The 24,812-nt window shown below is 71.3% G+C and carries 18 protein-coding genes and 2 pseudogenes; 6 read left to right on the plus strand and 14 right to left on the minus strand.

Translation table 11 applies throughout. From position 1 onward, the window contains the following. Positions 1–28: 28 nt before the first annotated feature. From G6038_RS01325 to aspS, 4 genes and pseudogenes are all read right to left on the minus strand, one after another. Positions 29–1,054 (minus strand): putative zinc-binding metallopeptidase, encoded by a 1,026-nt coding sequence (locus G6038_RS01325; RefSeq protein ID WP_165035529.1) that lies wholly within the window; start codon positions 1,052–1,054, stop codon positions 29–31. Continuing rightward, the gene (locus G6038_RS01330; RefSeq protein ID WP_165035530.1) at positions 1,047–1,997 is read right to left on the minus strand and encodes a transglutaminase family protein; all 951 of its coding nucleotides are present in this window, start codon (positions 1,995–1,997) and stop codon (positions 1,047–1,049) included. The genes G6038_RS01325 and G6038_RS01330 overlap by 8 nt, the downstream gene beginning before the upstream one ends. Next, positions 1,994–4,578 (minus strand): annotated as a pseudogene (locus tag G6038_RS01335) (circularly permuted type 2 ATP-grasp protein). Before G6038_RS01335 ends, G6038_RS01330 begins: the two are co-directional and overlap by 4 nt. 278 nt (positions 4,579–4,856) lie before the next feature. Continuing rightward, the gene (gene aspS, locus G6038_RS01340) at positions 4,857–6,635 is read right to left on the minus strand and encodes an aspartate--tRNA ligase (protein ID WP_165035531.1); all 1,779 of its coding nucleotides are present in this window, start codon (positions 6,633–6,635) and stop codon (positions 4,857–4,859) included. Positions 6,636–6,779: 144 nt separating this feature from the next. Between aspS and G6038_RS01345 the strand changes: the two genes are divergently transcribed. Both G6038_RS01345 and G6038_RS01350 read left to right on the plus strand, forming a co-directional pair. Beyond that, complete coding sequence (locus G6038_RS01345) at positions 6,780–7,694, plus strand: neutral zinc metallopeptidase (protein WP_165035532.1); 915 nt, start codon at positions 6,780–6,782, stop codon at positions 7,692–7,694. Between the two features lie 88 nt (positions 7,695–7,782). Then, on the plus strand, positions 7,783–9,222 hold the full coding sequence (locus G6038_RS01350; RefSeq protein WP_165035533.1) for a lipase maturation factor family protein: 1,440 nt from the start codon (positions 7,783–7,785) through the stop codon (positions 9,220–9,222). A 465-nt stretch (positions 9,223–9,687) separates the two neighbouring features. Here the strand turns inward: G6038_RS01350 and G6038_RS31095 are convergent, their stop codons facing one another. From G6038_RS31095 to G6038_RS01365, 4 genes are all read right to left on the minus strand, one after another. Continuing rightward, complete coding sequence (locus tag G6038_RS31095) at positions 9,688–9,966, minus strand: WS/DGAT domain-containing protein (protein ID WP_240918250.1); 279 nt, start codon at positions 9,964–9,966, stop codon at positions 9,688–9,690. Beyond that, positions 9,966–11,066 (minus strand): wax ester/triacylglycerol synthase domain-containing protein, encoded by a 1,101-nt coding sequence (locus G6038_RS01355; RefSeq protein ID WP_240918251.1) that lies wholly within the window; start codon positions 11,064–11,066, stop codon positions 9,966–9,968. Before G6038_RS01355 ends, G6038_RS31095 begins: the two co-directional genes overlap by 1 nt. A gap of 51 nt (positions 11,067–11,117) precedes the next feature. After that, positions 11,118–11,768, minus strand: a complete 651-nt coding sequence (locus G6038_RS01360; protein ID WP_165035534.1) for a response regulator transcription factor — start codon at positions 11,766–11,768, stop codon at positions 11,118–11,120. Positions 11,769–11,843: 75 nt separating this feature from the next. Continuing rightward, positions 11,844–12,266: a pyridoxamine 5'-phosphate oxidase family protein gene (locus tag G6038_RS01365; protein ID WP_165035535.1), complete on the minus strand. Its 423-nt coding sequence runs from the start codon at positions 12,264–12,266 to the stop codon at positions 11,844–11,846. 212 nt (positions 12,267–12,478) lie between these two features. On the opposite strand from G6038_RS01365, the gene G6038_RS01370 reads away from it, so the two are divergent. From G6038_RS01370 to G6038_RS01380, 3 genes are all read left to right on the plus strand, one after another. Next, on the plus strand, positions 12,479–14,185 hold the full coding sequence (locus G6038_RS01370; protein ID WP_165035536.1) for a GAF domain-containing protein: 1,707 nt from the start codon (positions 12,479–12,481) through the stop codon (positions 14,183–14,185). A 304-nt stretch (positions 14,186–14,489) separates the two neighbouring features. Then, a complete protein-coding gene (locus tag G6038_RS01375) occupies positions 14,490–14,900 on the plus strand; it encodes a hypothetical protein (RefSeq protein WP_165035537.1) in 411 nt (136 codons plus the stop codon). A 96-nt stretch (positions 14,901–14,996) separates the two neighbouring features. Next, the gene (locus G6038_RS01380) at positions 14,997–16,172 is read left to right on the plus strand and encodes a glutamate--cysteine ligase (protein WP_165035538.1); all 1,176 of its coding nucleotides are present in this window, start codon (positions 14,997–14,999) and stop codon (positions 16,170–16,172) included. Positions 16,173–16,195: 23 nt separating this feature from the next. On the opposite strand, the gene G6038_RS01385 is transcribed toward G6038_RS01380, so the two are convergent. The 3 genes from G6038_RS01385 to G6038_RS01395 all read right to left on the minus strand — a co-directional run bounded on the left by G6038_RS01385 (position 16,196) and on the right by G6038_RS01395 (position 19,314). Further along, positions 16,196–16,633 (minus strand): nucleoside deaminase, encoded by a 438-nt coding sequence (locus G6038_RS01385; protein ID WP_165035679.1) that lies wholly within the window; start codon positions 16,631–16,633, stop codon positions 16,196–16,198. A 65-nt stretch (positions 16,634–16,698) separates the two neighbouring features. Then, the gene (locus G6038_RS01390; RefSeq protein WP_165035539.1) at positions 16,699–18,600 is read right to left on the minus strand and encodes an ATP-binding protein; all 1,902 of its coding nucleotides are present in this window, start codon (positions 18,598–18,600) and stop codon (positions 16,699–16,701) included. Between the two features lie 111 nt (positions 18,601–18,711). After that, the gene (locus G6038_RS01395) at positions 18,712–19,314 is read right to left on the minus strand and encodes an LppP/LprE family lipoprotein (RefSeq protein ID WP_165035540.1); all 603 of its coding nucleotides are present in this window, start codon (positions 19,312–19,314) and stop codon (positions 18,712–18,714) included. Positions 19,315–20,137: 823 nt separating this feature from the next. Between G6038_RS01395 and G6038_RS01400 the strand changes: the two are divergent. Beyond that, positions 20,138–21,332, plus strand: a pseudogene (locus G6038_RS01400) (IS110 family transposase). A 250-nt stretch (positions 21,333–21,582) separates the two neighbouring features. Here the strand turns inward: G6038_RS01400 and G6038_RS01405 are convergent. The 3 genes from G6038_RS01405 to G6038_RS01415 form a co-directional block, all read right to left on the minus strand. Then, positions 21,583–21,912 carry a hypothetical protein gene (locus G6038_RS01405; RefSeq protein ID WP_206024122.1) on the minus strand — a complete coding sequence of 110 codons (330 nt, stop codon included), beginning with the start codon at positions 21,910–21,912 and terminating at the stop codon, positions 21,583–21,585. 352 nt (positions 21,913–22,264) lie between these two features. Continuing rightward, entirely contained in the window at positions 22,265–23,617 is a 1,353-nt protein-coding gene (locus G6038_RS01410; protein WP_165035541.1) for a nitroreductase/quinone reductase family protein, read from the minus strand. Continuing rightward, entirely contained in the window at positions 23,614–24,330 is a 717-nt protein-coding gene (locus G6038_RS01415) for a hypothetical protein (RefSeq protein WP_165035542.1), read from the minus strand. Before G6038_RS01415 ends, G6038_RS01410 begins: the two co-directional genes overlap by 4 nt. Positions 24,331–24,812 lie beyond the last annotated feature (482 nt).

Genomic DNA, 24,812 nt, shown 5'->3' on the forward strand with positions numbered 1-24,812 from the left:
GCCAATGTTGCAGTCATCGCCTGACAATCTACCCGGTTCGGGCGACGATCAGTTCGTGCACGAACCGCATCTTGACCAAAACGTGCGGGGGCAGCACGAACGGATACAGGTCGGCGTGACCCATGGACCGGTTGACCATGTTCAGCGACCAGGCCAGCGGCAACCAGCGCTCGAGGAGCTTGTCGAAGCCGGCCGGACCGGGCTGGGGCCGGTCCAGGGCGGCGCCGGCGGGTGCGAACCCGAACCCGGCTGCGGTGTCCAGCGCGTCCCGCATGTGCAGATAGTGCGCGAACGTCTCGGCCCAGTCCTCGGCCGGATGCATCGTCGCGTACGAGGAGACGAACTCGGCCTCCCACCCGTCGGGCGCCCCCTCGGAGTAGTGCCGGTCCAGCGCCGCCTGGTAGTCGGCGTCGGGGTCGCCGAACAGCGCTTCGAACCGGGCCCGCAGGGCGGGGGTGCCGATCAGGACCATCTGGTAGTAGTGCCCGATCTCGTGCCGGAAGTGGCCCAGCAGGGTGCGGTACGGCTCGCCCATCTCGATCCGCAGCTGCTCACGGTGCACGTCGTCGCCCTCGGCGAGATCGAGGGAGATCACTCCCGACGCGTGGCCGGTGAGGACCTGCTCGTCACGGCTCGACAGCAGGTCGAACGCGAGGCCGGTGTCCGGGTCGGTGTCGCGGCCGGTGAGCGGCAGGCCGAGTTCGGTGAGTTCGACGATCAGCCGGCGCTTGGCGGCCTCCGCATCGGCGAACGCCGCCAGCGCCTCGGGGTCGTCGTCGGCCGGGCGGGTGCGGGTGAGCCGGCACGACCGGCACAGGCCGGGTTCGTCGCGGCCGACGATCCAGTTGCAGCGGGCCAGGTGCAGGTTGTCGCACAGCCGGTAGCGGTGGGCGGGCACCGCACCGGAGGCCGGACCGTCGGCGTCGTCCTCGGGCAGGATCGCGACCATCGAGACGGTGCCGAGGTCGAAGCCGATCGCGCTGCCGCAGCGCAGGCAGACCGAGTTCTCGAAGGCCAGTTGCTGCCCGCACATCGGGCACGAGAAGTCACGCATCGGCCGCTCCTGTCCGTTCGGGGTCGGTATTGTCGCCGCCGGCGGGCGCGAGCGGCGCCACGTCGACGGACACGTCGATGGTGCTGTCCTTGGCCTCGGTGTAGATCACCCCGCGCAGCGGCGGCACGTCGGCGTAGTCGCGGCCCCACGCGACGGTGGTGTACCGCTCGTCCACGAGCTGGTCGTTGGTCGGGTCGAAGGCGAGCCACGTGCCGCCGGGCAGCCACACCGCCGCCCAGGCGTGCGTCGCGTCGATACCCACCATGCGTTCGCGTCCGGGGGGCGGATCGGTGGCGAGGTAACCGGACACGTAGCGGGCGGCGAGGCCGTGCGCGCGCAGGCAGGCGAGGGCCAGGCGCGCGAAGTCCTGGCACACGCCGGAGCGCGCGACCAGGACCTCGGCGACGCGCGTGGACACCGACGTGGATCCGGAGTGGTAGGCGAAGTCGGTGAAGATGCGGTGGGTGAGTTCGGTGATCGCCTCGACCAGCGGCCGGCCCGGAGAGAAGGTGGGCGCGGCGTAGGCGAGTACCTCGGCGTCGATCTCGGGCGGGTCGAGGTCCAGGACGAAGTCGGTGGCCAGGGCGCCGGACGTGCCGACCGGCCGCGCCGACTCCCACGGCGCGACGGCGGGACCGGCGACCAACCGTGCCGGATCCGGCGGGGTCACCGTGACCTCGGACTCCGCGGTGACGACGAGCGTGTCGTGGGGTTCGGCGACGTGGAAGTAGACGTCGCGGTTGCCCCACAGGTCCGCCCCGACCGACGTGTCGGCCGGGGCGGGGTCGACGGTGACGCTGCCCGAGACGACCCGCTGGTTGTCGGTGTCACGGGGCAGCAGGTAGCCGCGGCCGTACGAGGAGGTCACCACGCCGGAGTACCGGTAGGTGGTGCGATGCACGATGCGGTACCGGCGCAGGGCGGGGTCGAACGGATCGGTCACGGCAGGGTCCTCCGCTGGGCGCCGCCCCACAGCGGCCGGGTGCCGCCGGGCAGCGACAGCGGCCCGCGCAGCAGCTGCTCGGCGAGTTGCTCGAGCCCGGTGTGGACGGCCGCGAGGAGATCGGCGAGCTCGCGGCGGACGCCGTCGGTGGCGGTCTCGAGATCGACCGGGTTCACCCGGCGCAGCCGGGTCAGCAGCTCGTCGGCGAGGCGTTCGGGCGGGGTCGACCCGGAGGCGTCGGGCAGCGCCCGCAGGTTCTCGCGCAGCCGTTCGAGCACCCACGCCAGCGAGCGGGGGTTGGTGGTGTCGAGCAGCAGCAGCTGCGCGACGGCGGCCGGGCGCACCCGGTGGTTGCGGCGACGGTAGGTCACCGAGCTCTCCGCGGCGCCGAGCACCGTCTCCATCAGCGCCCGGTCGGTGGCGGCGTCGCGGACGACGGTGAGGGTGGTCGCCAGCAGTGTGGTCAGCGACAGCGCCCGCTCGATCCGCTTGCCGAGGTCCATCACGTGCCAGCCCAGGTCACGGACCATCGATTCGGCCCCGAGCCCGGACAGGGCGAGCATCCCGGCGAGGACGGCCGACTGGGTGGCGCCGAGCAGGGAGCCGTCGTCGTCGGGGTCCTCGGCGAGCGCGTCGAGGGCGCGCTGGACGTCGGCGAGCACCGCCCACGTGTCGTTGGAGAGCTGGTCGCGCACGGCCCGCGCCGCCTGGTCGAGTCCGGCGAACGACTGGGCGAGCGAGCCGAGCCGTTCCGGATCGACGGCCATGGAGCGGAATTCCGCCGTGGCGGAGTGGTAGTCGTCCATGACGTCGGCACCGGTGAGCTGCGCCGCGATCGCCGGTCCGGGGGCCGCGGCGGTGAGCGCCGTCAGCAGCACGGGCAGGCACTCGCTGCCCGGCAGCCAGGGCCGGAAGCGGTAGTCCTGGTAGCGCTCGCGGACCGCGACGAGCAGGCGGGCGGTGTCCTCGGCACGCTCGCCGTAGCGGCCCAACCAGAACAGGTCGTTGAGCACGCGCGGCGAGGCGACGACGTCGACGGGCGGGACGGCGAAGGTGGACACCTCCTCCCCGGCCGGAACGCTCGTCGCGCCGGTGGTGGCCGTGGGCGCGGCGGTGCGCACCCACACGTCCTTGGCGACGACGCGCATCGGCGCCCGCGTGCGCGGCGTCGCGCCCGGGACGACGATCTCGCCGAGCCCACCGGGCATCGGGGTGAATCCGACCCGCTGGGCGACGGTGAACAATCGGACGCCGACCGGCGCGGCACCGAGCCCGCCGGAGAATCCGGACAGCGACGGGACGTACGAGTGGTCGGGAATCTCCTGGCCGACCCACCGCCCCGGCTGCGCTCGCACCTGGGCGAGCAGGCCCTCGCGGTGTTGCGCGTCGAGGCTGCCGACCATCACCGACCGGGTGGTGACCGCCGACCGCAGCACCAGCCGCTCGAACCTCTCCGTCAGGGCCGCCACCCCGGCCGGGGTGCCGCCCCAGTACGCGGGGACCGGCTCGAGCAGCATGTCCTCGTCGAGCAGCGCCCGGCACAGCGACGGCAGGAACTCCGCCAGGGCCGGATTCTCGAGCACCCCGCTGCCGAGGGTGTTGACGACGGTGACGGCGCCGCGCCGCACCACCTCCACGAGCCCGACCACGCCGAGCCGCGAGTCCGGCCGCAGGTCGAGCGGGTCCGCGTAGGCGGCGTCGACGCGGCGCAGCACGACGTCGACGCGGGTGAGCGAGCCGAGCGAGCGCATCCACAACCGGCCGTCGCGCACCACCAGGTCGGCGGCCTCGACCAGCGGGAACCCGAGGACGCCCGCCACGTGGGCCTGATCGAAGGCGGTCTCGGAGTGCGCGCCCGGGCCGAGGACGACCACCACCGGGTCCTCCGCGCCGGCGGGTGCGGCCTCGCGCAGCGCGAGCCGCATCGCCTCGACGAACGGCGACAGCGGCCGTGGTTCGCCGCCTGGTACAGGTCGGGCATGGCGCGTGCCGTCACCCGCCGGTCGGCGAGGGCGTACCCGGCGCCGGACGGCGCCTGCGTGTGGTCCCGCACCACCCGGAACCGGCCGTCGCGGGCACGGGCGACGTCGACCGCGTGGAAGAACAGCTGATGCGGCCCGGGGAGCGAGAGCCCGTGCGCGGCCCGCACGTAACCGCGATGGCCGAACACCAGTTGCGGGGGCAGCAGTCCCTCCCGGAGCGTGCGCATCGTCCCGTACAGGTCGGCGAGCAGCGCGTCGAGCAGCCGTGAGCGCTGCAGCAGGCCCCGCTCGAGGGCGCCCCACTCATCGGCGGAAAGGACGAACGGCACCCCGTCGAGTTCCCACCGGTGCGGCGCGGCCGGACCGGTCTCCTCGGTGCGGGCGTCGACGGGGGTGTAGGTGATGCCGTGGTCGTCCACGAGCCGGCGCACCCGCTGCCGGTAGCGAGCCAGCGCCTGGGGGCCACGTGCCTGCAGGCCCTCCGCCAGTTCGGCCCAGTGGTCGCGGATGTCGCCCGCGGGGTCGAAGAGTTCGTCGAATTCCGGTCCGCGGTGGGCGTACCGCGCCCGGAGCGACTGGGTGGCGACCACGTCGGCCATGCCGTTGCCGCCCTCTCCGTCCGTCCCGGCGCCTGCTGTCACTGTGCCAGGCCGCGCCCCGTCGTGCGCGCCGGCCCGTGTCACCCGCGGCGCAGCCGCGCCGTGTCACCCGCGGCACAGCCGCGCCGTGTCACCCGCGGCACAGCCGCGCCGTGTCACCGTGCAGCCGCCCCTGACACCGCGGCGCAGCCGCCCCTGACACCGCGGCGCAGCCGCCCCTGACACCGCGGCGGCGCCGGCCCGTGGGCAGGCGCCGCCGATGCGGTCCTGTCGATGCCCTACTTCTCGGCCTTCTTCGGCTCCGGCTTGAAGTCGATGCCGGACTCCTTGCGCTGCTCGGGGGTGATCGGCGTCGGAGCGTCGGTCAGCGGGTCGACGCCGCCACCGGACTTCGGGAACGCGATGACCTCGCGGATCGAGTCCGCGCCGGCGAGCAGGGCGGTGATGCGGTCCCACCCGAAGGCGATGCCGCCGTGCGGCGGCGCGCCGTACTTGAACGCCTCGAGCAGGAAGCCGAACTTCTCGTTCGCCTCCTCCTCGGAGATGCCCATCACCTTGAACACGCGCTGCTGGATGTCGGGGCGGTGGATGCGGATCGAGCCGCCGCCGATCTCGTGACCGTTGCACACGATGTCGTAGGCGTAGGCCAGGGCCGAGCCGGGATCGGTGTCGAACGTGTCGAGGTGCTCGGGCATCGGCGAGGTGAAGGCGTGGTGCACCGCCGTCCACGCGGAGCTGCCGAGCGCAACGTCGCCGGAGGCGGTCGCGTCGGCGGCCGGCTCGAACAGCGGGGCGTCGACGACCCACACGAACTTCCAGTCGTCGGGATCGATGAGATCGAGCTTGCGGGCGATCTCGCCACGAGCGGCACCGAGCAGCGCGCGCATGGGCTTGGTGGCGCCGGCGGCGAAGAAGATGCAGTCCCCCGGCTGCGCGCCGACGTGCTTGGCCAGGCCCTCCCGCTCGGCGTCGGTGAGGTTCTTCGCGACCGGGCCGGACAGCTCCCCGTCCTCGCCGACCAGCACGTACGCCAAGCCCTTCGCACCGCGCTGCTTGGCCCACTCCTGCCAGGCGTCGAGCTGGCGCCGCGGCTGGCTCGCGCCGCCGGGCATGACGACCGCGCCGACGTACTCGGCCTGGAACACCCGGAAGGTGGTGTCCTTGAAGAACTCCCTGCACTCGACGAGCTCGAGGCCGAAACGCAGGTCGGGCTTGTCGGAGCCGTAGCGGCGCATCGCGTCGGCGTAGGTCATGCGCGGGATCGGGGTGGTCAGCTCGTGCCCGACCAGGCGCCACAGCGCGTGCAGGATCTCCTCGGCGAGCAGGATCACGTCGTCCTGGCTCACGAACGCCATCTCGATGTCGAGCTGGGTGAACTCCGGCTGCCGGTCGGCGCGGAAGTCCTCGTCGCGGTAGCAGCGGGCGATCTGGTAGTACCGCTCGATGCCGCCGGCCATCAGCAGCTGTTTGAACAGCTGCGGCGACTGCGGCAGTGCGTAGAAACTGCCGGGCTGCAGCCGCGCCGGCACCACGAAGTCGCGTGCGCCCTCCGGGGTGGAACGGGTCAGCGTCGGGGTCTCGACCTCCACGAAGCTGTGGTGGGCGAGCACGGCGCGGGCGGCGGCATTGACCTTGCTGCGCAGCCGGATCGCCTTGCCCGGGCCCTCGCGCCGCAGGTCCAGGTAGCGGTACTTCAGGCGGGCCTCCTCGCCGGCCTGGTCGTCGAGCTGGAACGGCAGCGGCGCGGCCTCGTTGAGAACCTCGAGCGTCGCGGCATCGACCTCGACGGCGCCGGTGGGGATGTCGAAGTTCTGGTTGCCCTGGGGCCGGACCTCGACCACACCGACAACCTTGATGCAGTACTCGGCGCGCAGACGGTGTGCCTGCTCGAGGACGGCGCCCTCGCGGAAGACGACCTGCGACACACCCGACGCGTCGCGCAGGTCGATGAAGATCACCCCGCCGTGGTCGCGGCGCCGGGCCACCCAGCCGGTGAGGGTGACGGTCTGCTCGGCGTGCTCGGCTCGCAACGAGCCGGCGAGATGGGTGCGCAGCACGGAATTCCTTTCGAAACAACCTAACGAGGGACGTCGTCGTTGCAATCCTACGAAAGACACACATCCGCCGAGGACACCCGTACCCGATCGGCCGTGCCAAGCTGAACCGGTCGGTCACCCTGCGGCGAGAAAGTGAAGGCGGCGATGACGTTCAACGAGGGCGCTCGGATGGAGGGCGGCCGCGTCCAGCTCGGCGGCGGCGGCGGACCGGGCGGGAGGATCGCGATCGGCGGTGGCGCCGGCGGCTTGCTGGTGCTGATCCTGGCACTGCTGTTCGGGGGTGACCCCGGCTCGCTCCTCGGCAGCGGCGCCCCGGAGCAGTCCGGGCAGTACGGCTCGGGCACCCTGGAGGGCTGTGAGACCGGGGCGGACGCCAACGCGAGCGTCGACTGCCGCGTCCAGTTCACCGTCGGCAGCCTCGACGCGGTGTGGGAACAGCAGCTCGGGCCGCAGACCGGCGTCGAGTACGTCCGGCCCGCGGTCGTGCTGTTCTCCGGCGCGGTCGCGACGGGCTGCGGCAACGCCACGAGCGACGTCGGGCCGTTCTACTGCCCGGCCGACCGGACCGCGTACTTCGACACCAGCTTCTTCCAGGACCTGGTCACCCGGTTCGGCGCCAACGCCGGTCCGCTCGCGCAGGAGTACGTCGTCGCGCACGAGGTGGGCCACCACCTGCAGAACCAGCTCGGGGACCTCGGCCGCGCGCAGGCCGATCCGCGCGGTGCCGACTCCGGGGCCGTCCGCACCGAGCTGCAGGCCGACTGCTATGCCGGGGCGTGGGCATACCATGCCGACAAGCAGCCGGATCCGAACACCGGGGAGCCGTTCCTGCAGCCCCTCACCCAGCAGGACATCCGCGACGCGCTGTCGGCGGCGTCCGCTGTGGGCGACGACCGGATCCAGGCCTCCGCCGGCGGGCGGGTGAATCCTGAGGGCTGGACGCACGGGTCGTCGGACCAGCGGCAGAAGTGGTTCCTCGCCGGGTACACCACCGGGCAGATCGCGGCGTGCGACACGTACACGGCGCGAGATCTGGACAACCCGCCGGCGCTGCGCTGACGCCGCCGCCCACCGCGGGGATTCCGTTCCCGAAACGCGGTGCGCGTGCCATGCTCGAGGGGTCCGCACCGGTACGAGGTGACCTGCCGTGGAATGGTACGACGCCGACGGGTATTCGCTGGGACGGCTGCTGTGCACGCGCGCGCTCGCCCTGGTGTACCTCGTTGCGTTCCTGGTGGCGCTCAACCAGTTCCGGGCGCTGCTCGGGAGCACCGGCCTGACGCCGATCCCCCGCTTCCTGAGGGCGACGTCGTTCGGCCGGGCCCCGAGCGTGTTCCACCTGCGCTACTCGGACCGTCTCTTTGCGGCGGTGGCCGGTCTCGGCGCAATCCTGGCCGCCGCCACGGCGCTCGGGGTGACGGACCGGCTGCCGCTGATCGCGTCCATGCTCGTCTGGTTCCTGCTGTGGCTGCTGTACCTGTCGATCGTCAACGTCGGACAGGTCTGGTACTCGTTCGGCTGGGAGTCGTTGCTGCTCGAGACCGGTTTCCTGGCGATCTTCCTCGGCAACGCGGACACTGCCCCGCCGCTGCTCGTCCTGATCCTGCTGCGCTGGCTGCTGTTCCGGCTCGAGTTCGGGGCGGGCCTGATCAAGATGCGCGGCGACCGGTGCTGGCGGGATCTGACGTGCCTGTACTACCACCACGAGACCCAGCCGATGCCGGGCCCGCTGAGCTGGTACTTCCACCACCTGCCCAGGCCCCTGCACCGGGTCGAGGTGGCCGGGAACCACGTCACCCAGCTCGTGGTGCCGTTCTTTCTGTTCGCACCGCAACCGGTCGCGGGGATCGCCGCGGTGATCATGATCGTCACCCAGTTGTGGCTGGTGGTCAGCGGCAACTTCTCCTGGCTGAACTGGCTGGCGATCGTGCTGGGCCTGTCGGTGATCCCGGACAGCTGGTGGGAGCGCCTGCTGCCGCTCGAACCCGGTTCGGGGTACGGGACCACGCCGACCGTGTTCGTGGCGGCGGTCGTGGCGCTGACCGGGACGGTCGCGGTGCTCAGCTACCTGCCGGTGCGGAACATGCTCTCCCACAGGCAGGCGATGAACGCCTCGTTCAACCGGTGGCACTTCGTCAACACCTACGGTGCGTTCGGCAGCATCACCCGGCACCGGCACGAGGTGATCGTCGAGGGCACCTCCGATCGGGAGGTGGACTCCGGCACCGTGTGGCGCGAGTACGAGTTCAAGGGCAAGCCCGGCGACGTGCGCCGCCGGCCCCGGCAGTATGCGCCGTATCACCTGCGGCTGGACTGGCTGATGTGGTTCGCCGCGCTGTCCCCCGACTACGCACGCTCCTGGTTTGGTCGACTGCTCGAAAAGCTGCTGACCAACGACGAGCACGTGACGGCACTGCTGCGCCGTAACCCGTTCCCCGACGAGCCGCCCCGCTGGGTGCGGGCGCGGTACTTCAGCTACCGGTACACCACGTGGCGCGAGCGCCGCGAGTCCGGCGCGTGGTGGGTGCGCGAGTACATCACCGACTACATGCGGCCGGTGGCGCTGACCGATCGCGACGCCGGCTGAGCGGACGCCGCCCGGCGCCACCGCTGCGGACCGGCGCGGAGAACGACAATATTATTGCCGGTTATTTGTTTTCCGATATCGGAGTATTTACCCGGGAGGACCGGAAGGAATTCACAGAACAAAGCGGCCCGCGGTTTTGCAACCGCAGGCCGCTTACTCGCCGAGTCGAGCCTACGCGGCAGCCTCGGAGCTGCCGGCGGCCTCAGCCGAACCCGAGAAGAAATCGAGGGCGTCGAACAGGGTCGACACGGCGTCGAAGAATTCGCTGAGGAAAGCGAGGTCCATAGGGTAACTCCATTTCTGATGCTGTACACGGCGGTGCGGGTCGTGCACCGACTCAATTGTTACCGGAGGTTCCGATCGCCTGCAATTCGAGACATAATCCGGCAGATCCGGCGTACCGAAGAATTCCAGCAATACGGACCGCGGTGACGGGGAACCCTCTGGCGCAATTCATGCAGGTCATCAAGGGTCGGTGCGCGCAGACGGCGCTGCACGCAATTCGTCGACGGCGGCGGCGAATCCCTCCGCCACGATCTCGAGATCCGGAACGAGTACCGCGTCCGCAACCAGATCGATATTCAGCTGGCCCGCGTAGGAGAGCACTCCCACGCTCAGGCCGACGTTGCCCTGCACCACCCCGACCTGGAACAGCTCGAGGATTCGGGCACCCGCGAAGTACAGCGGCACGGACGGGCCGACCAGGTTGCTGACGAACAGATTGACCAGCCGTTGGCGCCGCATCACCCGCACCGTCCACCGCTGCAGCAACCGCCCCCGGGTTGCAGCGGCGGCTCCCGCTTGAGCCGCGCGGTCTCAGCGGCAACGGCCGCGACCCGGGCGGCCACCGGCCCGGGCCCCATCGGCAGGGGCACGAGCAGGATCCCGACCCGGTTGCCCGGGCTCCGGTCGTCGGCGGTGCGCAGCGACGCCGCCACCGACGCCTTCAGGATCAGGTCCGGGTCGAGTTCGCCGCGCGCCTCGAGGAGCCGCCGCACGCCGGTGGCCACGGCAGCGAGGACGACGTCGTTGACCGTCGCACCGTGCGCGTGGGCAACACTCCTGACCTCGGCGAGGTCGCAGCGCACCAGGCTCAGCCGGCGGTGCGGCCCGACGGGATTGTCGAACGAGACCCGCGGGGCCCGGCCCTGCCGGGCGAGCGAGCGCAGCTGCCGCACCCGCAGGGCGGCACGTCGCGCCGCCACCGCCGGCCGCACTGCCCGGATCCACCGCCACGCGGCCCCGGTCCGGCGGTGCAGGTTGTCGCGGACGAGCGCACTCACGGAGGGCGGAGGCGCCGGGGTGGGCACGGGACCGGGCTCCTCGTCGGGCGCGGCCGTGGCAGTGTCGAGCAGGGCGCCGAACAGTTCGAGGGCGGCGATGCCGTCGGCGACCACATGGTGCAGCCGCAGCAGCAGGGCGATCGTCCCGTCGTCCCGGTCCGTGAGCAGCCACATCTCCCACAGCGGCCGGGACCGGTCGAGGGGTGGTTCGTCGAGTTCCGCGCACGTGCGCAGCAGGGTGGCCTCGTCGCCGGGAGGGGGCAGGGCACGGGTCCGCACGTGGCACGAGATGTCGAAGCGCGAGTCGTCGACCCACACGGGGGGTCCGGCACCCGGCGGCGGGCGGTGCAATCGCTGCCGCAGCCGGGGCGCGCGGCGGGTGCGCCGCTCGACGTGCTCGCGGATCGCCGCCAGCCGGAGGCGTCCGGCCGCATCGCGCAGCGGTGCCCCGTCCAGGACGGCGAGCGCGGCCACGTGCATGGGCACCCCGCGGTCCTCGACGCGCAGGTTCCCTACGTCGAGCGGGCTCAGCCGCTCGAATCGGGGCCGGTCGTCGGCCATGGTGCCCGTCCCGTCTCCACGCGGCGCCCGGCCGAGGTGGCCACGGAACCTTCAGCGCCCGCCGGGGCGTCGCGGCGGCACCTTCGTCGCCAGGACCGCGGCCTGGGTGCGGCGTTCGACCCCGAGCTTGGCCAGCAGCCGCGACACGTAGTTCTTCACGGTCTTCTCGGCCAGGAACATCCGTTCGGCGATCTGACGGTTGGTCAGCCCCTCGCCGAGCAGCGCGAGCAGGGTCCGTTCCTGATCGGTCAGGTTCGCATACGGTCCGCCGTCCTTGCTGGTGTCGGCGCGCAGCTTCGCCATCAGTGTGGTCGCGGCGCGGCTGTCGAGCAGCGACTTGCCTGCCCCGACGTCCCGCACGGCCTGAATCAGCTCGGTGCCGCGGATGTCCTTGAGCGCGTAGCCGCTCGCGCCGGCGAGGATCGCATCGAGCATCGCCTGCTCGTCGGTGAACGAGGTCAGCATCAGGCAGCGCAGTCGCGGCATCTGCGAGAGCAGCTCCCGGCACAGCTCGATGCCGTTGCCGTCGGGGAGCCGGACGTCGAGCACGGCGACGTCGGGTTCCGCGGCGGGGACCCGCACGAGAGCCTCGCCGAACGACGACGCCTCCCCCGCGATCGTCAGTTCGGGATCCGTGGTGAGCAGGTCCGCGATGCCACGGCGGACGACCTCGTGGTCGTCGACGAGAAAGACCTTGACCATGCGGCAGCCTCCAATCCCCGGTCAGCACGGTACCGCACGGTGGGCCGGCTCACGGTCGGCTCGGCGACAGGACTGTCAACTGCGCTCGCCGGGCCACCACGGCAGCATGGCACGACGCCCGCTGATGTGCTCGACGTCGATGACGAGGACGGGATCCTCCGTGCCGATGCCCCACGGCACGCCGCCGGCGCCCTCGAACCCGCGGAGACCGTCCGTGCCCCGCGCGAGCCGGGCGCGGCCGATCGCGACCACACTCCACCCCGACCGGGTCGGCGCCTCGAGCTGTTCGGCATGGAAGGCGAGCAGCCTGCCGTCGAAGCGCTCGAACCATCCGTCGTCGCCGGTGGGGATAACGATCTCGCCGTTCGGCGCCGCGAAGGTCACCGGGTGCACCGCGGGCAACGCCCTGTCGGTGTAGACCAGACGGCCGGTCGGCACCGAGCGCAGCAACGCCATGCACCGACCCGGCGCGAGCGGAGCTTCCGGACCCGTCGTCATCCTGGGCGTTCCCTCCTGCAAAGACATCTCCGCACTCCACCTTCGCCCGTCGAGGCGGCACGCGGCAGGGTCCAAAGTCGTCACCGCCGGGGCGCAAGTCACCGCGCCGGGGGTGACCCACGGATTACCCTCGGCACAATGGGAAGAACCGGGCCTTTCGAAGCGGCCCCGGCACGCGGCGCAGGGGCCGTGATCCACCGAAGGGGTGAGCGATGGCCGCCGACGAGGAAACGTTGCTCGCGGGGACCCTCTCGCAGCTGCGACTGAGGGAGCTGCTCGCGGAGGTCCAGGACCGCATCGACCAGGTGATCGTCGCGCGCGATCAGATCGACGGTCTGCTCGAGGCCGTGCTCACGGTCGCGTCCGGGCTCGAGCTCGAGGCGACGCTCGAGCGCATCGTGCACGCCGCGATCGAGCTGGTGGACTGCCGGTACGGCGCCTTGGGCGTCCTCAATCGCCGCGGCGACGGATTGCAGAACTTCGTGTACGAGGGCATAGCCGAAGACACTCGCGCGCTGATCGGCGACCTCCCCACCGGTCATGGACTGCTCGGCCTGCTCATCGATCAGCCGAAACCGATCCGCCTCGACAACCTGGCCCAGCACGTGGCCTCGTCCGGCTTCCCGGCTCATCACCCGCCCATGCGGACCTTCCTGGGTGTCCCGGTCCGGGTGCACGGCGAGGCGTTCGGCAACCTCTACCTCACCGAGAAGGCGAACGGTCAGTCGTTCACCGAGGACGACGAGGTGATCGTGCAGGCCCTCGCGGCCGCCGCCGGCATCGCGGTGGACAATGCGCGCCTGTTCGAGGAGGCCCGGCTGCGGCAGCGCTGGCAGGAGGCCACGAGCGAGATCCGCGCCGAGCTGCTCGCCGACACCGACCCTGAGGAGGTGCTCGCCCTCATCGCGCGGCGCGCGCTGACCCTGTCCGAGGCGGACCACGTGCAGATCGCCCAACCCGAGGATCCCGACGTGCCGCCGGAGGAGGTCGCCGCCCTGATCGTCACCGCATACGCCGGTTCGGACCCGGCCGGCTTCGGGGGCAAGCGGATCCGGGTCGAAGGGACCGCCACCGGAACCGTCTACCGGCGCGGCGAGCCGCTGCAGGTCACGGAGTTCGACGGTGACGGCGACCGGCACGGGCCCGCGCTGCTGCTGCCGCTGCGTGCGTCGACCGACACCGTGTCGGGGGTGCTGTCGGTCATTCGCGATCCGGGACGGGAGCCGTTCGACGACCGTCAGCTCTTCCTCGCCACCTCCTTCACCGATCAGGCGGCGCTCGCGCTGAAGCTGGCCGACGACCAGCGACGGCTCCATTCCCTGACGGTGCTCGCCGACCGGGACCGCATCGCCCGGGACCTGCACGATCACGTCATCCAGCGGCTGTTCGCCCACGGCCTGAACCTGCAGAGCACCCACGCCCGCACCCGGGCCCCGGAGATCCGCGGGCGCCTGGCGGACATGATCGACGACGTGCAGAACATCATCACCGACGTGCGCACCGCGATCTTCGACCTGCACGGCGGGATGGAGGGCACCCGGCAACTGCGCCAGGCCCTGCACGACATCGTTGCCGAACACACCGCCGACGTCGGCCTGCGCACCGTCGTGCGGATGTCCGGGCCGCTCAACGTGGTCCCCGGAACCCTCGCCGATCACGCCGAGGCGGTGCTGCGGGAGGCGATGAGCAACGTGGTGCACCACTCCGGCGCGGACAACGTCACCGTGACCGTGTCGGTCGACGACTACCTCACCATCGACGTCACCGACAACGGTGTCGGCATTCCGGCCACCGTCGCGCGCAGCGGACTGCACAACCTCGCTTCCCGCGCCGAGGAGGCCTCCGGCACCTTCGCCGCTACCGCGCTCGGCACCGGCGGCACCCGCCTGCTCTGGTCGGCGCCGCTGCCCGAGGACTGAGCTCGAACCCCCGGCGGCGCGCGGCTGTCGGCCGCTGCATCGCGCCGTGGACGCTCCCACGGCAGCGGGACTCACCACGGCGGTGACCGGCTCGGGGCGGGAAGCGACAACAATTGCTGGGCGGTCCTCGTCGCCGTTTCCTTCGTCGCCGTTCCCTTCGCCGCCGTGCCGATCCTCGACGCCGTGCCGATCCGAATTCCGAATCGTCGCCTTTGCGCCTTCCTCGGCCCGAAGTCGAGTTTCTCCGGTATGTGCCGAATCGCCCGGTGCGGGGGCTATCATCGAATTCGGCAGAGGGAACCCGATGAACACGAACACGAGCGCACTGAGCGACCAGATTCGGGCCGTACAGCAATTGGTGCGGACGCAACTGCAGATACTCGAAATTCGCCACGAGCGCAGCTCGCATCCGACGGCGAAGCAGCGCATTGCGGCGGAGATCCGCCATCTGTCGGAACGATGCGACGCTCTCGAACGAATTCTGCATTCGCACACGCCATCCGCGAATGCGCCGTCGTCGCGGGCGGCGCGGCTGAGCGACTGCATCGCCACCATCGCGGGCTCGGCGGACAGGCGCAGCGTCGTCGCCCTCGAACACGTCCTCGCGGACCAGCTGGCCGACCGCATCCGCACCCTCGAATCCCTCGCGATCGCGCTCGGAGACCGGCCGCTGCAGCAGTGGGCCCGCGGGATCCACGCCGTCGGCGCCGCCTGATTTCCCTCCCGTTTCCTTCCCACCTGCCCGGGACGCGTGCCAGGCTGGAGCCACGGTCCTGCCGAGCTGTTTCGGCCGTTCCGGTTGGAGGAGACGATGACGTCCACGCTGCCGCGCCGTGCCGGATCCGACCGTGACAACGTCCCGGACCGGCTGCTGACCATGGGAGTCGAGGAGGAGTTGCTGCTCGTCGACGCCGATTCGGGCCGGCCCCGGCTGAACAACGCCGCCGTCGTGGCCGATGCCCGCGAGGCCGGGCTCGATCTCCAGCTCGAGCTGTCGCGCTGCCAGGTCGAGACCGCCACACCGGTCTGCACCCGGATCGACGACCTGCGCCAGGAACTGCGCGTCTCGCGCGCGGCGGCAGCGGCGGCCGCCGCGCGCGCCGGGTCCCGCCTGCTCGCGGCGGCGGTGCCCCCGTTGGACACCACCCCGCCCGGGGCGCTCACGGACGCCGCCCGGTATCGGCGGATGGCCGAGCACTTCGGGGCGGTGACCGACCAGGTGATCTGCGGCTGCCATGTCCACGTCGGGGTGCCCGATCGCGACATCGCAGTGCAGGTCTGCAATCACCTGCGGCCCTGGCTGCCCGCCCTGCTCGCGCTCACGGCGAACTCGTCCGTGACCGCCGGCGCGGACACCGGCTACGCCAGTTGGCGTCACATCCAGTGGGGACGCTGGGCCAGCGGGGGGCCGCCGCCCTTCTTCCGGTCCGCCCGGCACTACGACGACGTCGTCGCCATGATGCTCGACGCCGGCACCGTCCTCGACCCCGCGATGGTCTACTGGGACATCCGGCTCTCGCCGCACCTGCCCACCCTCGAGATCCGGGTCTGCGACGTGCCCGCCACGATCGAGGAGACCGTCACCGCCGCCACCCTCGTCCGCGGACTCGTGTCCACCGCGCTCACCGCCGTCCACCGCGGTGACCCGGCGCCCCGGCTCGAGGCCGACCGGCTGAAGGCCGCGTGCTGGCGCGCCGCGCGCGAAGGCATCGACGGATACGGGATGGATCCGCTGACGCAACGGCCCGTCCCTGCCGCCCGGTTGCTGGGCTCGCTGCTCGAGCATGCGCGACCCGGTCTCGAAGAGACCGGCGACTTCGCGTCCGCGCGCGCGTCGGTGCGGCGGATCCTGCGCCGGGGCAACGGCGCGCGCCGGCAGCGGCGAGCGCTCGCGGCGGCCCGGAGCGCGGCGGACTTCGTCGCGGAACTGGCCCGCATCACGGTCGAGGGGTGCGAGCCGGCCGCTCCCCCACCGACGGCCCGGTGATCGCCCCGGCTCGGTGATCGCTCCTACTCGAGGGGCACGACGCCGATGTCCTCGTGCCACAGGTCCGGGTGCTCGGCGACGAACGTCCCCATCATGTCGATGCAGCGGCGATCGTTCAGCACCGTCACCTCCACCCCGTGGTCGGCGAGCCAGTCGTGGCCGCCGGTGAACGTGACGCTCTCCCCGATCACCACCGCGCCGATGCCGAACTGCCGGATCAGGCCGCTGCAGTACCAGCACGGCGACAGCGTCGTCACCATGATCGTCGAGCGGTAGTCGCGCCGGCGGCCCGCGGCCCGGAAGGCGACGGTCTCGGCGTGCAGCGACGGGTCGCCCTCCTGCACCCGCCGGTTGTGGCCGCGGCCGAGCAGCGTCCCGTCGGCGGCGAACAGGGCCGCGCCGATCGGAATGCCGCCCTCGGCGAGGCCCGTCCGGGCCTCGTCCAACGCGACCTCGAGCATGGCATCGGTGGTGGGGAGGCCGATCGGCCTGCGCGGGTCCGTCATGGCGCCACCTCGAATCCCGTTCAGGAGAACGACTTGTGGACCTGCGCACCGTAGCGGCGGATGATCTTCTGCTTGGCGGCAGTGTAGGTGTGGACGTCGTTCTGCAAGCCCCTGGTCTCGAGCGATCGGCGCGCCAGCTCGCCGGCGATCACGTCGAGGAACAACTCGGCAAGCAGCAGTCGTGCCGCATCCCGGAACCGGCCCCGGCCGTCGAGATACAGCTGCACGGTGGGATCGCCGGTGTTGATGAGGATCGTTCGTTGCCCGGGGTCGTACACGGCACGTCCCCCGTCGTCCCCGAGATAGCGCAGGTCGTAACCGACGAACATGTCCTCGCCGTGGTCGCGGGGCGCCCGCCGGCGTTCCTCCGGATGGGGCGGCGTGTGCGGGCGCGGCACATGGTGCGGCGACGGCGCGTGCTCGGCGATGACGAGCTCGCACCACGCCCAGAACGTCCCGGACCGCACCATGATCTCGCCGCGTTCCCCGGCCGCCTCGCCGACGACCGTCCATTCCAGCCGCTGCACACCGGTCTTCTGCTCCACGGCGATCTCGGTGGGCCGCGGGTCGATCCGGATCGAGTCGGGCAACGTGTACGAGACCGTCAGCCTGTCGTCGCCGGGCAGGCGCTCGGTGTCGACTTCCAGGGTGATGTGGAACTGATGGCCGGGCCTGCGGTAGTAGAAGGGCGTCGTGAACTGGAGGACGACCGACTTCTCGGTGCCGGTCGCGATCGTCGGCGGTGCCGATGCCGAGGCCGGCCCGATCCCGAGATCCCGGATCGCCGACTCGCTCATCCGGTGCAGCAGCCGGTCGATCATGTGCGCGGTGTGCTCGGAGGTTATCGCGTGCTGAAGGTGTCTGAGCTGATCGCGTTCGGCCAGCACATATTCGGTGAGCCGGGCGCTGACCGCCTGCGCGAATGCGGTGACGAACCGGTCCTTGTGGTTCAAGCCCTCACGCTCGTCGCTGATGATCGGCTCACCCTGCCCGAGCCGCTCGATCAGGGCAGCGCAGTGCACGGTGCCGAACAGGTATTCCGCACCCACCTGGTTCTCGTACTCGAACAACTGGCAGTCGAGCACCGCGAGGCCCGAGACGACGACGAGACCGTTCGTGCGCTCGTCCCCCGACATGGTCAGCTCGGCGCCTTCGGCCCGCTTCAGGGTGAGAGTGAAGGTGTACTCGTCGCCGTCGAAGTCGACACTGCCGGGCGCGTCCGGACCGATCAGCACGACCGCGGGGGGTTCGTCGAAGAGCACCCGGCCGCTGCGCTGGATCTCGTGCCGTCCGGCGACGTGCACCACCTCCACGCTCCGCCGCGACAGCACCTCCCGCAGGTACACGTTGTCGGACAGCGCCTGCACGACGGTCTGGAACCGGGAGATGACCACGTGCGGGTTCTCCACGACCAACGTCACCCGGGTACCGTTCCCGGGGATGCCGAGGCGTTCACGGTCGTCGTCCGAGACCGGCCGGTCGCCACCGTGGTCGTCGTAGAGGTAGCCGCCGTTCTCGCCGCGGAAGAGGTCGATGCGGGTGAGCCGGCCGTCCTTGACGGTCTCGACCGTTCCGGCCCCGACACCGAACACGGCCTGCTTGAGGCCGCGCCCGAAGTAGCCCCGCCCATGGCCCTCGCCCCGCGACAGCGGGCTGTGCGCCGCCCCGTACGCCAGGATGCGGGCGGCCTGGTCGAACGGCATCCCTTCGGCATGATCGGTGACCTGCAGGACCGCACCCGACTGGTGGCGCTCGTAGATGATGTCGATGCGGCCGTTCGCCTGCGCGCGGCCGTTGTCCAGCCGGGAGTAGCTGTCGTCGCTGTTGGTGATCAGCTCGACGAGAGCCTTCTCGATCGAGGCGAAGCGTCGCGAATCGATGCCGATCACACGCTGGTCCACGGGGATGGGGGCGACTGCCATCGTTCCTGCCTTGTCTGTTCCGTCGGGAAGGCCTGGGGGTGGCTTCCCGAACTTGCGGCGATCGTACCGACGTCCGCGGCGATCCCGGCGCACCCGAATCGCCGGGCGGCATCACCGCATTTCGTCGCAGCCCGTCAACTCCAGGTATTCGTCCGGCAGCCGACCCTCGGTGACGACCTCGCCGTCCGACCAAGTGAACGTCAGCTCCGCGAAACCGGTAGCGGCCGCGTTCGGCTCGCCCTCGCGCGGGTAGTTGTATTCGACGTCGAGGGAGCCGAAGGCCGTGGCGACCACCGCCGGGTTCAGCGCGCACGGCGTGGCGGTGCCGACGTATCCGCCGCGGTGGAACAACAGCAGGTGCGTCGGCGACGATCCCGTCGCCCCCACGATGCCGACCTGCGCGTAGCTGAGGTCGCTGCAGCGGTTGTAGTTGCCGTTGTACGCCCGCAGCCACGTGGCATCGGGGAGCTGCTGCGGCGGGGGTAGCTGCTCGATCACCGCAAAGACCTCGGGGGCGTCGAGGTCGACGTCCGGGTCGCACGGCTGTTCGTCCACGGTCGTGGACACGGCGACCCCGCCGGTGGGTGCCTGACGGGCGGACGTCGCGGTGGTCGGTTCGGCCACCGGCCGCCCGTCCTGCGGCTGCGCGCACCCGGCCAGGATCGCAATCGCGGCGATGGACACGAGGGTGACACCGGCTGTGCGACTCGGCATGGGGCTCCTCGGACTCTCGGGTGCGACGGCGGTCGCCGCGACGGGTACGAATCTTGTCAGTTCGGATCGGCCCAGGCGAGAGCTGTGTGGAAGTGTCGCGGAATGGATGTACCGAACCTCGGCGCGACGCCCGCCGTCCCGAAGACCGGGGACGAACCGCTGCACGAATCCGGCCGGCTCCTCGGGCATCAGTGCGCGATGCGACGAGACAGGACACGGAGTGAGGCACGAAGGCGGAGGACGGTGACGGAGCGTCAGCGCGTCCGCTGGAGCACTCGGCTGGAACACGCTGGGCCACGGTCGCCGAACCGGAGGCGTCCGGGCGCCTGGCTCTGCGCCGCCGGTACCGCCGGCGCGTGACACGGGCCCCGCGGGATCAAGCGTGCTCAGCTCCACCCGATACCGAGACCGAACGTCACGCTCAGCCACTCGAGGAACGCGTCGAACGCGATGCCCGGATCGAATCCGGCAGAACCCATCGGACTCTCCTTCACCCTCGAAGATCCCGACCCGACCTTCTGCACCACCCGGAAACAGGCGTCTACGGCAACGCCACCCCTCCTCGACTCGAAATGCCCCCCGTTACCTTCTTCGTAGTCCCGCACCCGCGGGGCTACGGTCGCCAAGTTCGGTTTGACTTCTTGCCCCCTGTCTCTCGAATGATCCGGGGGGTGGTGTCGCCGAGCCTGGTGACGTCGATGGACCGCTGATAGGGACAGGGCCGCCTGTTGCATCGGGCACCGGGCAGGTCTCTTCGTAACGTGGGTGCCGGGTGTCGACGTCGGATCGGTGACCGTCCGGAGCGGAACGAAAGGCACGCCTCATGGACCCCACCTACGCCGTGTTCTGCGGCATCGACGTGGGCAAAGGCGAACACCACGCCGTCGCACTCGACCCCACCGGAACCCGACTCTTCGACAAAGCCCTGCCCAACGACGAACCCAGACTCCGCGCCGTGTTCGACCGCCTGGCCGAACACGGGCCGGTGCTGGTGATCGTCGACCAGCCGAACACGATCGGCGCCCTGCCGGTCACCGTCGCCCGGGCTTGCGGACACGCTGTGGCGTACCTGCCGGGGCTGACGATGCGCCGCGTCGCCGACCTGTACCCCGGCCAGACCAAGACCGACGCCCGAGATGCCTTCATCATCGCCGACACCGCCCGGACCATGCCGCACACGCTGCGCCGGGTCGATGTCAGTGACGAGACCCTGGCCGAACTCGGGGTCCTCGTCGGGTTCGACGACGACCTCGCCGGTGAGGCCACCCGGATCATTGGGCCGCATCCGCGGGTTGCTCACCGGAATCCATCCCGCCCTCGAACGCGTTCTCGGCCCCAAGATCACGCATCCGGCCGTGCTCGAAATCCTGTCGCGCTGCGGCGGCCCGGTCGGCATCCGTAAGGCAGGCAAGCGCCGACTCACCGCACTCGCGACGAAGCACGCCCCGCGAATGGGAACCCGACTGGCCGAGGAAATCCTCACCGCACTCGATGCCCAAACCGTGACAGTGCCAGGCAGCAACGCCGCCGAGATCGTCCTGCCGAAACTGGCCGACTCGTTGAAAGAAATTCTGCAACAGCGCAAGAGCATCGCAGACGACGTCGAGAGGATGCTCGACGACCACCCTCTTTCCCAAGTCCTGATGTCAATGCCCAGCATCGGCATCAGGACTGCAGCGCGCATCCTGCTCGAAGTCGGTGACGGCTCGGCGTTCGCATCGGCGGCGCACCTGGCCGCCTACGCCGGCATCGCCCCAGTGACCCATCGTTCCGGATCGTCGATCCGCGGCGAGCACCCCGCACGGTCGGGCAACCGCAAGCTGAAACGGGCGTTGTTCCTGTCCGCGTTCGCCGCGTTGCACGACCCAATCAGCCGTGCCTACTACGACCGCAAACGCGCCGAAGGCAAGAAGCACAACGCCGCCCTAATCTGCCTTGCACGCCGTCGTTGCGACGTGCTCTACGCCATGCTCAAGAACAAGACTTTCTATCGCACCCCCGCCGCTGCCACCGCTTGACGGAACCATAGGGACCCCCCCGCGAGGTGGGTAGACACCTGGCCACCGGGCTGCGTCGGAAACTGGGTGAGTGACCCGGCGATCCCGACGCGGCCACGCGCCGCATCCCAGCCCCCGGTTCAGCGCGCCGTGCAGCACACAGCACACCGTGGAACGCCTACTCCTCGGGAATCCCGGTCTGCAGCGGGGCGCTGATCCTCGACGCGATCACCGCGCCGGAGACCGAACCGTCGTTGCCTGCGCTCCGCCCTCATGGAACCGGAGTGCCCGGCCGATGCCCGGCTCGTCTCTTCCTGTGCACCACGTACCGCGCGATGAGGGCGGCGCCCAGGCCCGCGAGAGTGACCAGATGCACCTCGTCGAAGGACAGCCCGTCGATGTTCGGCTGCAGCTGCTCCTCCGTCGCCCAACCGAACCAGAGTTCGCTGACCGCGATCCCCGCAACGAAATACGCGATCGCCCAGATGAGCCACAGCCACCGCGTCACGCCCTTCCCCACGATCAGGTGGGCGATCAGGCCGAACCCCAGCGACATGGCGGCAAGCAGTCCCACTCCCTCGATTCCCAGGTCCCAGCGCACGGCCACCACCTCCACGCACCCCCGCGCTCTTTGCTGCCGGTCAGTCTCCTCGAAGGGACCCCCGAGAGATAGAGGCCGAGGTCCTCCGACCGCCGACCGGCTCTCGAGCGCGCCAGCCGCCTCGGCGGCCGCCGTCCCGAGGTCGTCCCAGGAGGAGGATCACGCCGTGGTTCACCGGTGCCCGACCTGCGCTCTCCGCGGACGACACCCGCCCGCACGGTCGGTGGTCCACCGGCCGTGGCTCGACGAGGGCGGGTGGTCGGCGCAGCAGCACGACGGCCGCGATCACGATCCCGCTCGTGAGAAAGGTCAGGGGAAACGCAGTACCGGCCGGGCCTGCCCCGCGTGACGGTCAGCGCGGTGTCCCCTTCCGGCGCACCGGTTCCCAGCCCTCGGTGACCCGGAACACCGGGTAGCGAGGTGTCACAGCCGCCAACTCGTCCAGGGTGGGTGCACCGGCCAGGTCGAAGTACATGTCCGCCTCCCGGACGATCCGTCGGTTGCCGGGTTCCCGCCCGCCCCGCAGCAGGTAGGCGCGGAGGAGGCCGGCACGGCCGGGGACCGGCACCTCGACCAACGTGACCGCCCTGCGTCGGCGGCCGCGGGCCAGCACCGCACGCCCACCGGCGGCCCGCACGTTACGAGCCCACTGGGACTGCCCGGCCAGCGACAGCAGGTATTGCTCGCCGTCGTGGTCCAGCAGCACCAGGTTGGTCCGGCGCACGACACCGGAGCGGCGCCCGGGAACCTCCAGCGTCACGACATATCGCGGGCTGAGCCGCAGCCGGGTCAACGCGTGACCCAGCCACTGCAGCCGGGCGTACACCGGCGGTGGGGGCCGATACCGGCCCGCTCCGCCGTACCGGGGCAGGGCCACGGCGGCCCGGAGCGTGCGCAGCCCCCGGCGCAGCCGACCGGCCCGAGGCCCGTCCAGTTTCCGTGCCAGCTGGTGCAGCGCCCCGGCCGCTGCGGAGGCCAGCGGCCGCCCGTGCCCGGGAGCGAGCACCCGTGGTTCCAGCGCCGCCAGGACAGCCACGGACCGCACCGCCGCCGGCCAGTCCCAGGTGGTGTACCGGGGTGGCCCGGCGAGCCGTCGCCGACCGGTCAGCGCCCCGGTGACCGAGTTCAGGTCCACGGTCACCGCGGCGTCCCCGGCGATCAGCACGCCGTCGCTGCGCCGCAGGTAGGCCACGTGCCCCGGAGTGTGCCCGGGAGTGTGCACCCATCGCCAGTCGGGCAGACCCGGCACCACGCCGTCCGGCCCCAGCGGGCGCACCACGTCGGTGATGCTGCCCGCCTGCTCGATGCGCGCCCGAGTCCGCCGGGGCAGCAGCCGCATCAGCGGGACCACCACCCACCGGTCCAGCGGCATCGTGTACTCCGGCAGGTACCGGCCCGGGGCCATCGGCAGCTCAGCGGGGTGGACGTACACCGGCACCCCCCAGGTCCGGGCCAGTGCCCCGGCACCCCCGGAGTGGTCCGGATGGATGTGGGTCAGCAGGATCGCCGCCGGCTTCGCGCCCGTGCCGAACAGCGACTCCGCCGCCGCGGTGACGGTCCCGGCGCTGCCGGCCCAGGCCGCGTCCACCAGCACCCACGTCGACCCCGACCCGACCAGATAGACGTTGACGGCGGCGGCACTCCGGCCGACCCGGAGCAGGTGGACGCCGGGGGTGATCTGTTGCGGTCCGGCACGGATGGTCATCGGGTGCTCCTGCTGCGGTGACCGCTGTCGGATTGCGCGTACACGACGCCGCGCCCGCCCTCGAGCCGGTCGCGGGCCCGGGCGGCCGGCAGCGCCAGGATCACCCCACCGAACGCCAGCACCATCAGCCCGTACACCCCGGCAGGACTCGGCGAACGCCACACCGCGTGCATCACCAGCGTGCCCGGAACCAGCCCCAGGTAGCCGACCACGCCGGCTCCCAGCGCCCACGGCCACATCGGTGCCAGGGCGCGCCTGGTTGCGCCGAAGCGCTGCGAGGGTACGGCCGGCCAGGCGGCCCCCAGGCCGAGGACGATGCCGAGCAAGGGCGGCCCGAACCCGCCGCCTGCGGCCAGGAGCAGCAGCGACAGCCCGATCAGCACCAGCCCTCCGTGCCGGCGGTGCACGCCGGTGATCGCCCAGACCCCCAGAGCGGTCGACACCACCACGGTGGCGACCCCGGAGACCAGCAGGTCGGGAATGACGGTCAGGGCCGGCTCGCCGCCGAGGACCTCGAACGCCTCCTGCTCGGGCCAGGACCGGATCACCCACCCCGGCGGCGGGACCGAGCCCTGACGAATCTCCCCGACCCCGTGCTCGATGCCGGCCAGGGCGGCCAGCACCCCGAACACGGCGACCACGGTCCGGGTGGCGGCACCCGGCGGGACCTGCTGCCGGCTGCCGCCGGGCTCGGCGTTCGCTGCGGTGCCCACACGAATCACCCCGGGCCGATCACGTAGGCACCGGCCGACATGCCGGGTCGGGTCCAGGCCGACGTGGAAGCCGATCGCCACCTCCAGCTCCCGGCGCAACCACAGCCGCGCCGGGGGTCTGGGCCGAGCCGGCCGCCTCGACGACGGATTCCGCGGAACCCGCTTCGGATGCAGTCATCTCTCACCTCGACCCCCGAAGGTGTGCGGTTGCGGTGGGGTGTACCCACTGTAGGTGCCCATCGCTGCAGCCCGGCACGAGATCTCGTGACGATCTGCTGAAGAAGCCACACGACCCCGGAACCGTCCCTCCGGGCGGCGAGCGGGAGCCCCGCTCAGCTGCGGGCCGGTTCTGCTTTCACCCTCGATCAGCTCGGGGCGATACGGGGAAGCCCCTGCGCTCTCGCCGGGGACGTTGGGGACGCCCGGCTCGGACCGTCGCGGGAGTGCGCTGTGCGCGGGCCCGGTCATGACTGCCGTGGTGG

The sequence above is a fragment of the Rhodococcus sp. 14C212 genome (assembly GCF_011058195.1).
GTDB lineage: Bacteria > Actinomycetota > Actinomycetes > Mycobacteriales > Mycobacteriaceae > Rhodococcus > Rhodococcus aetherivorans.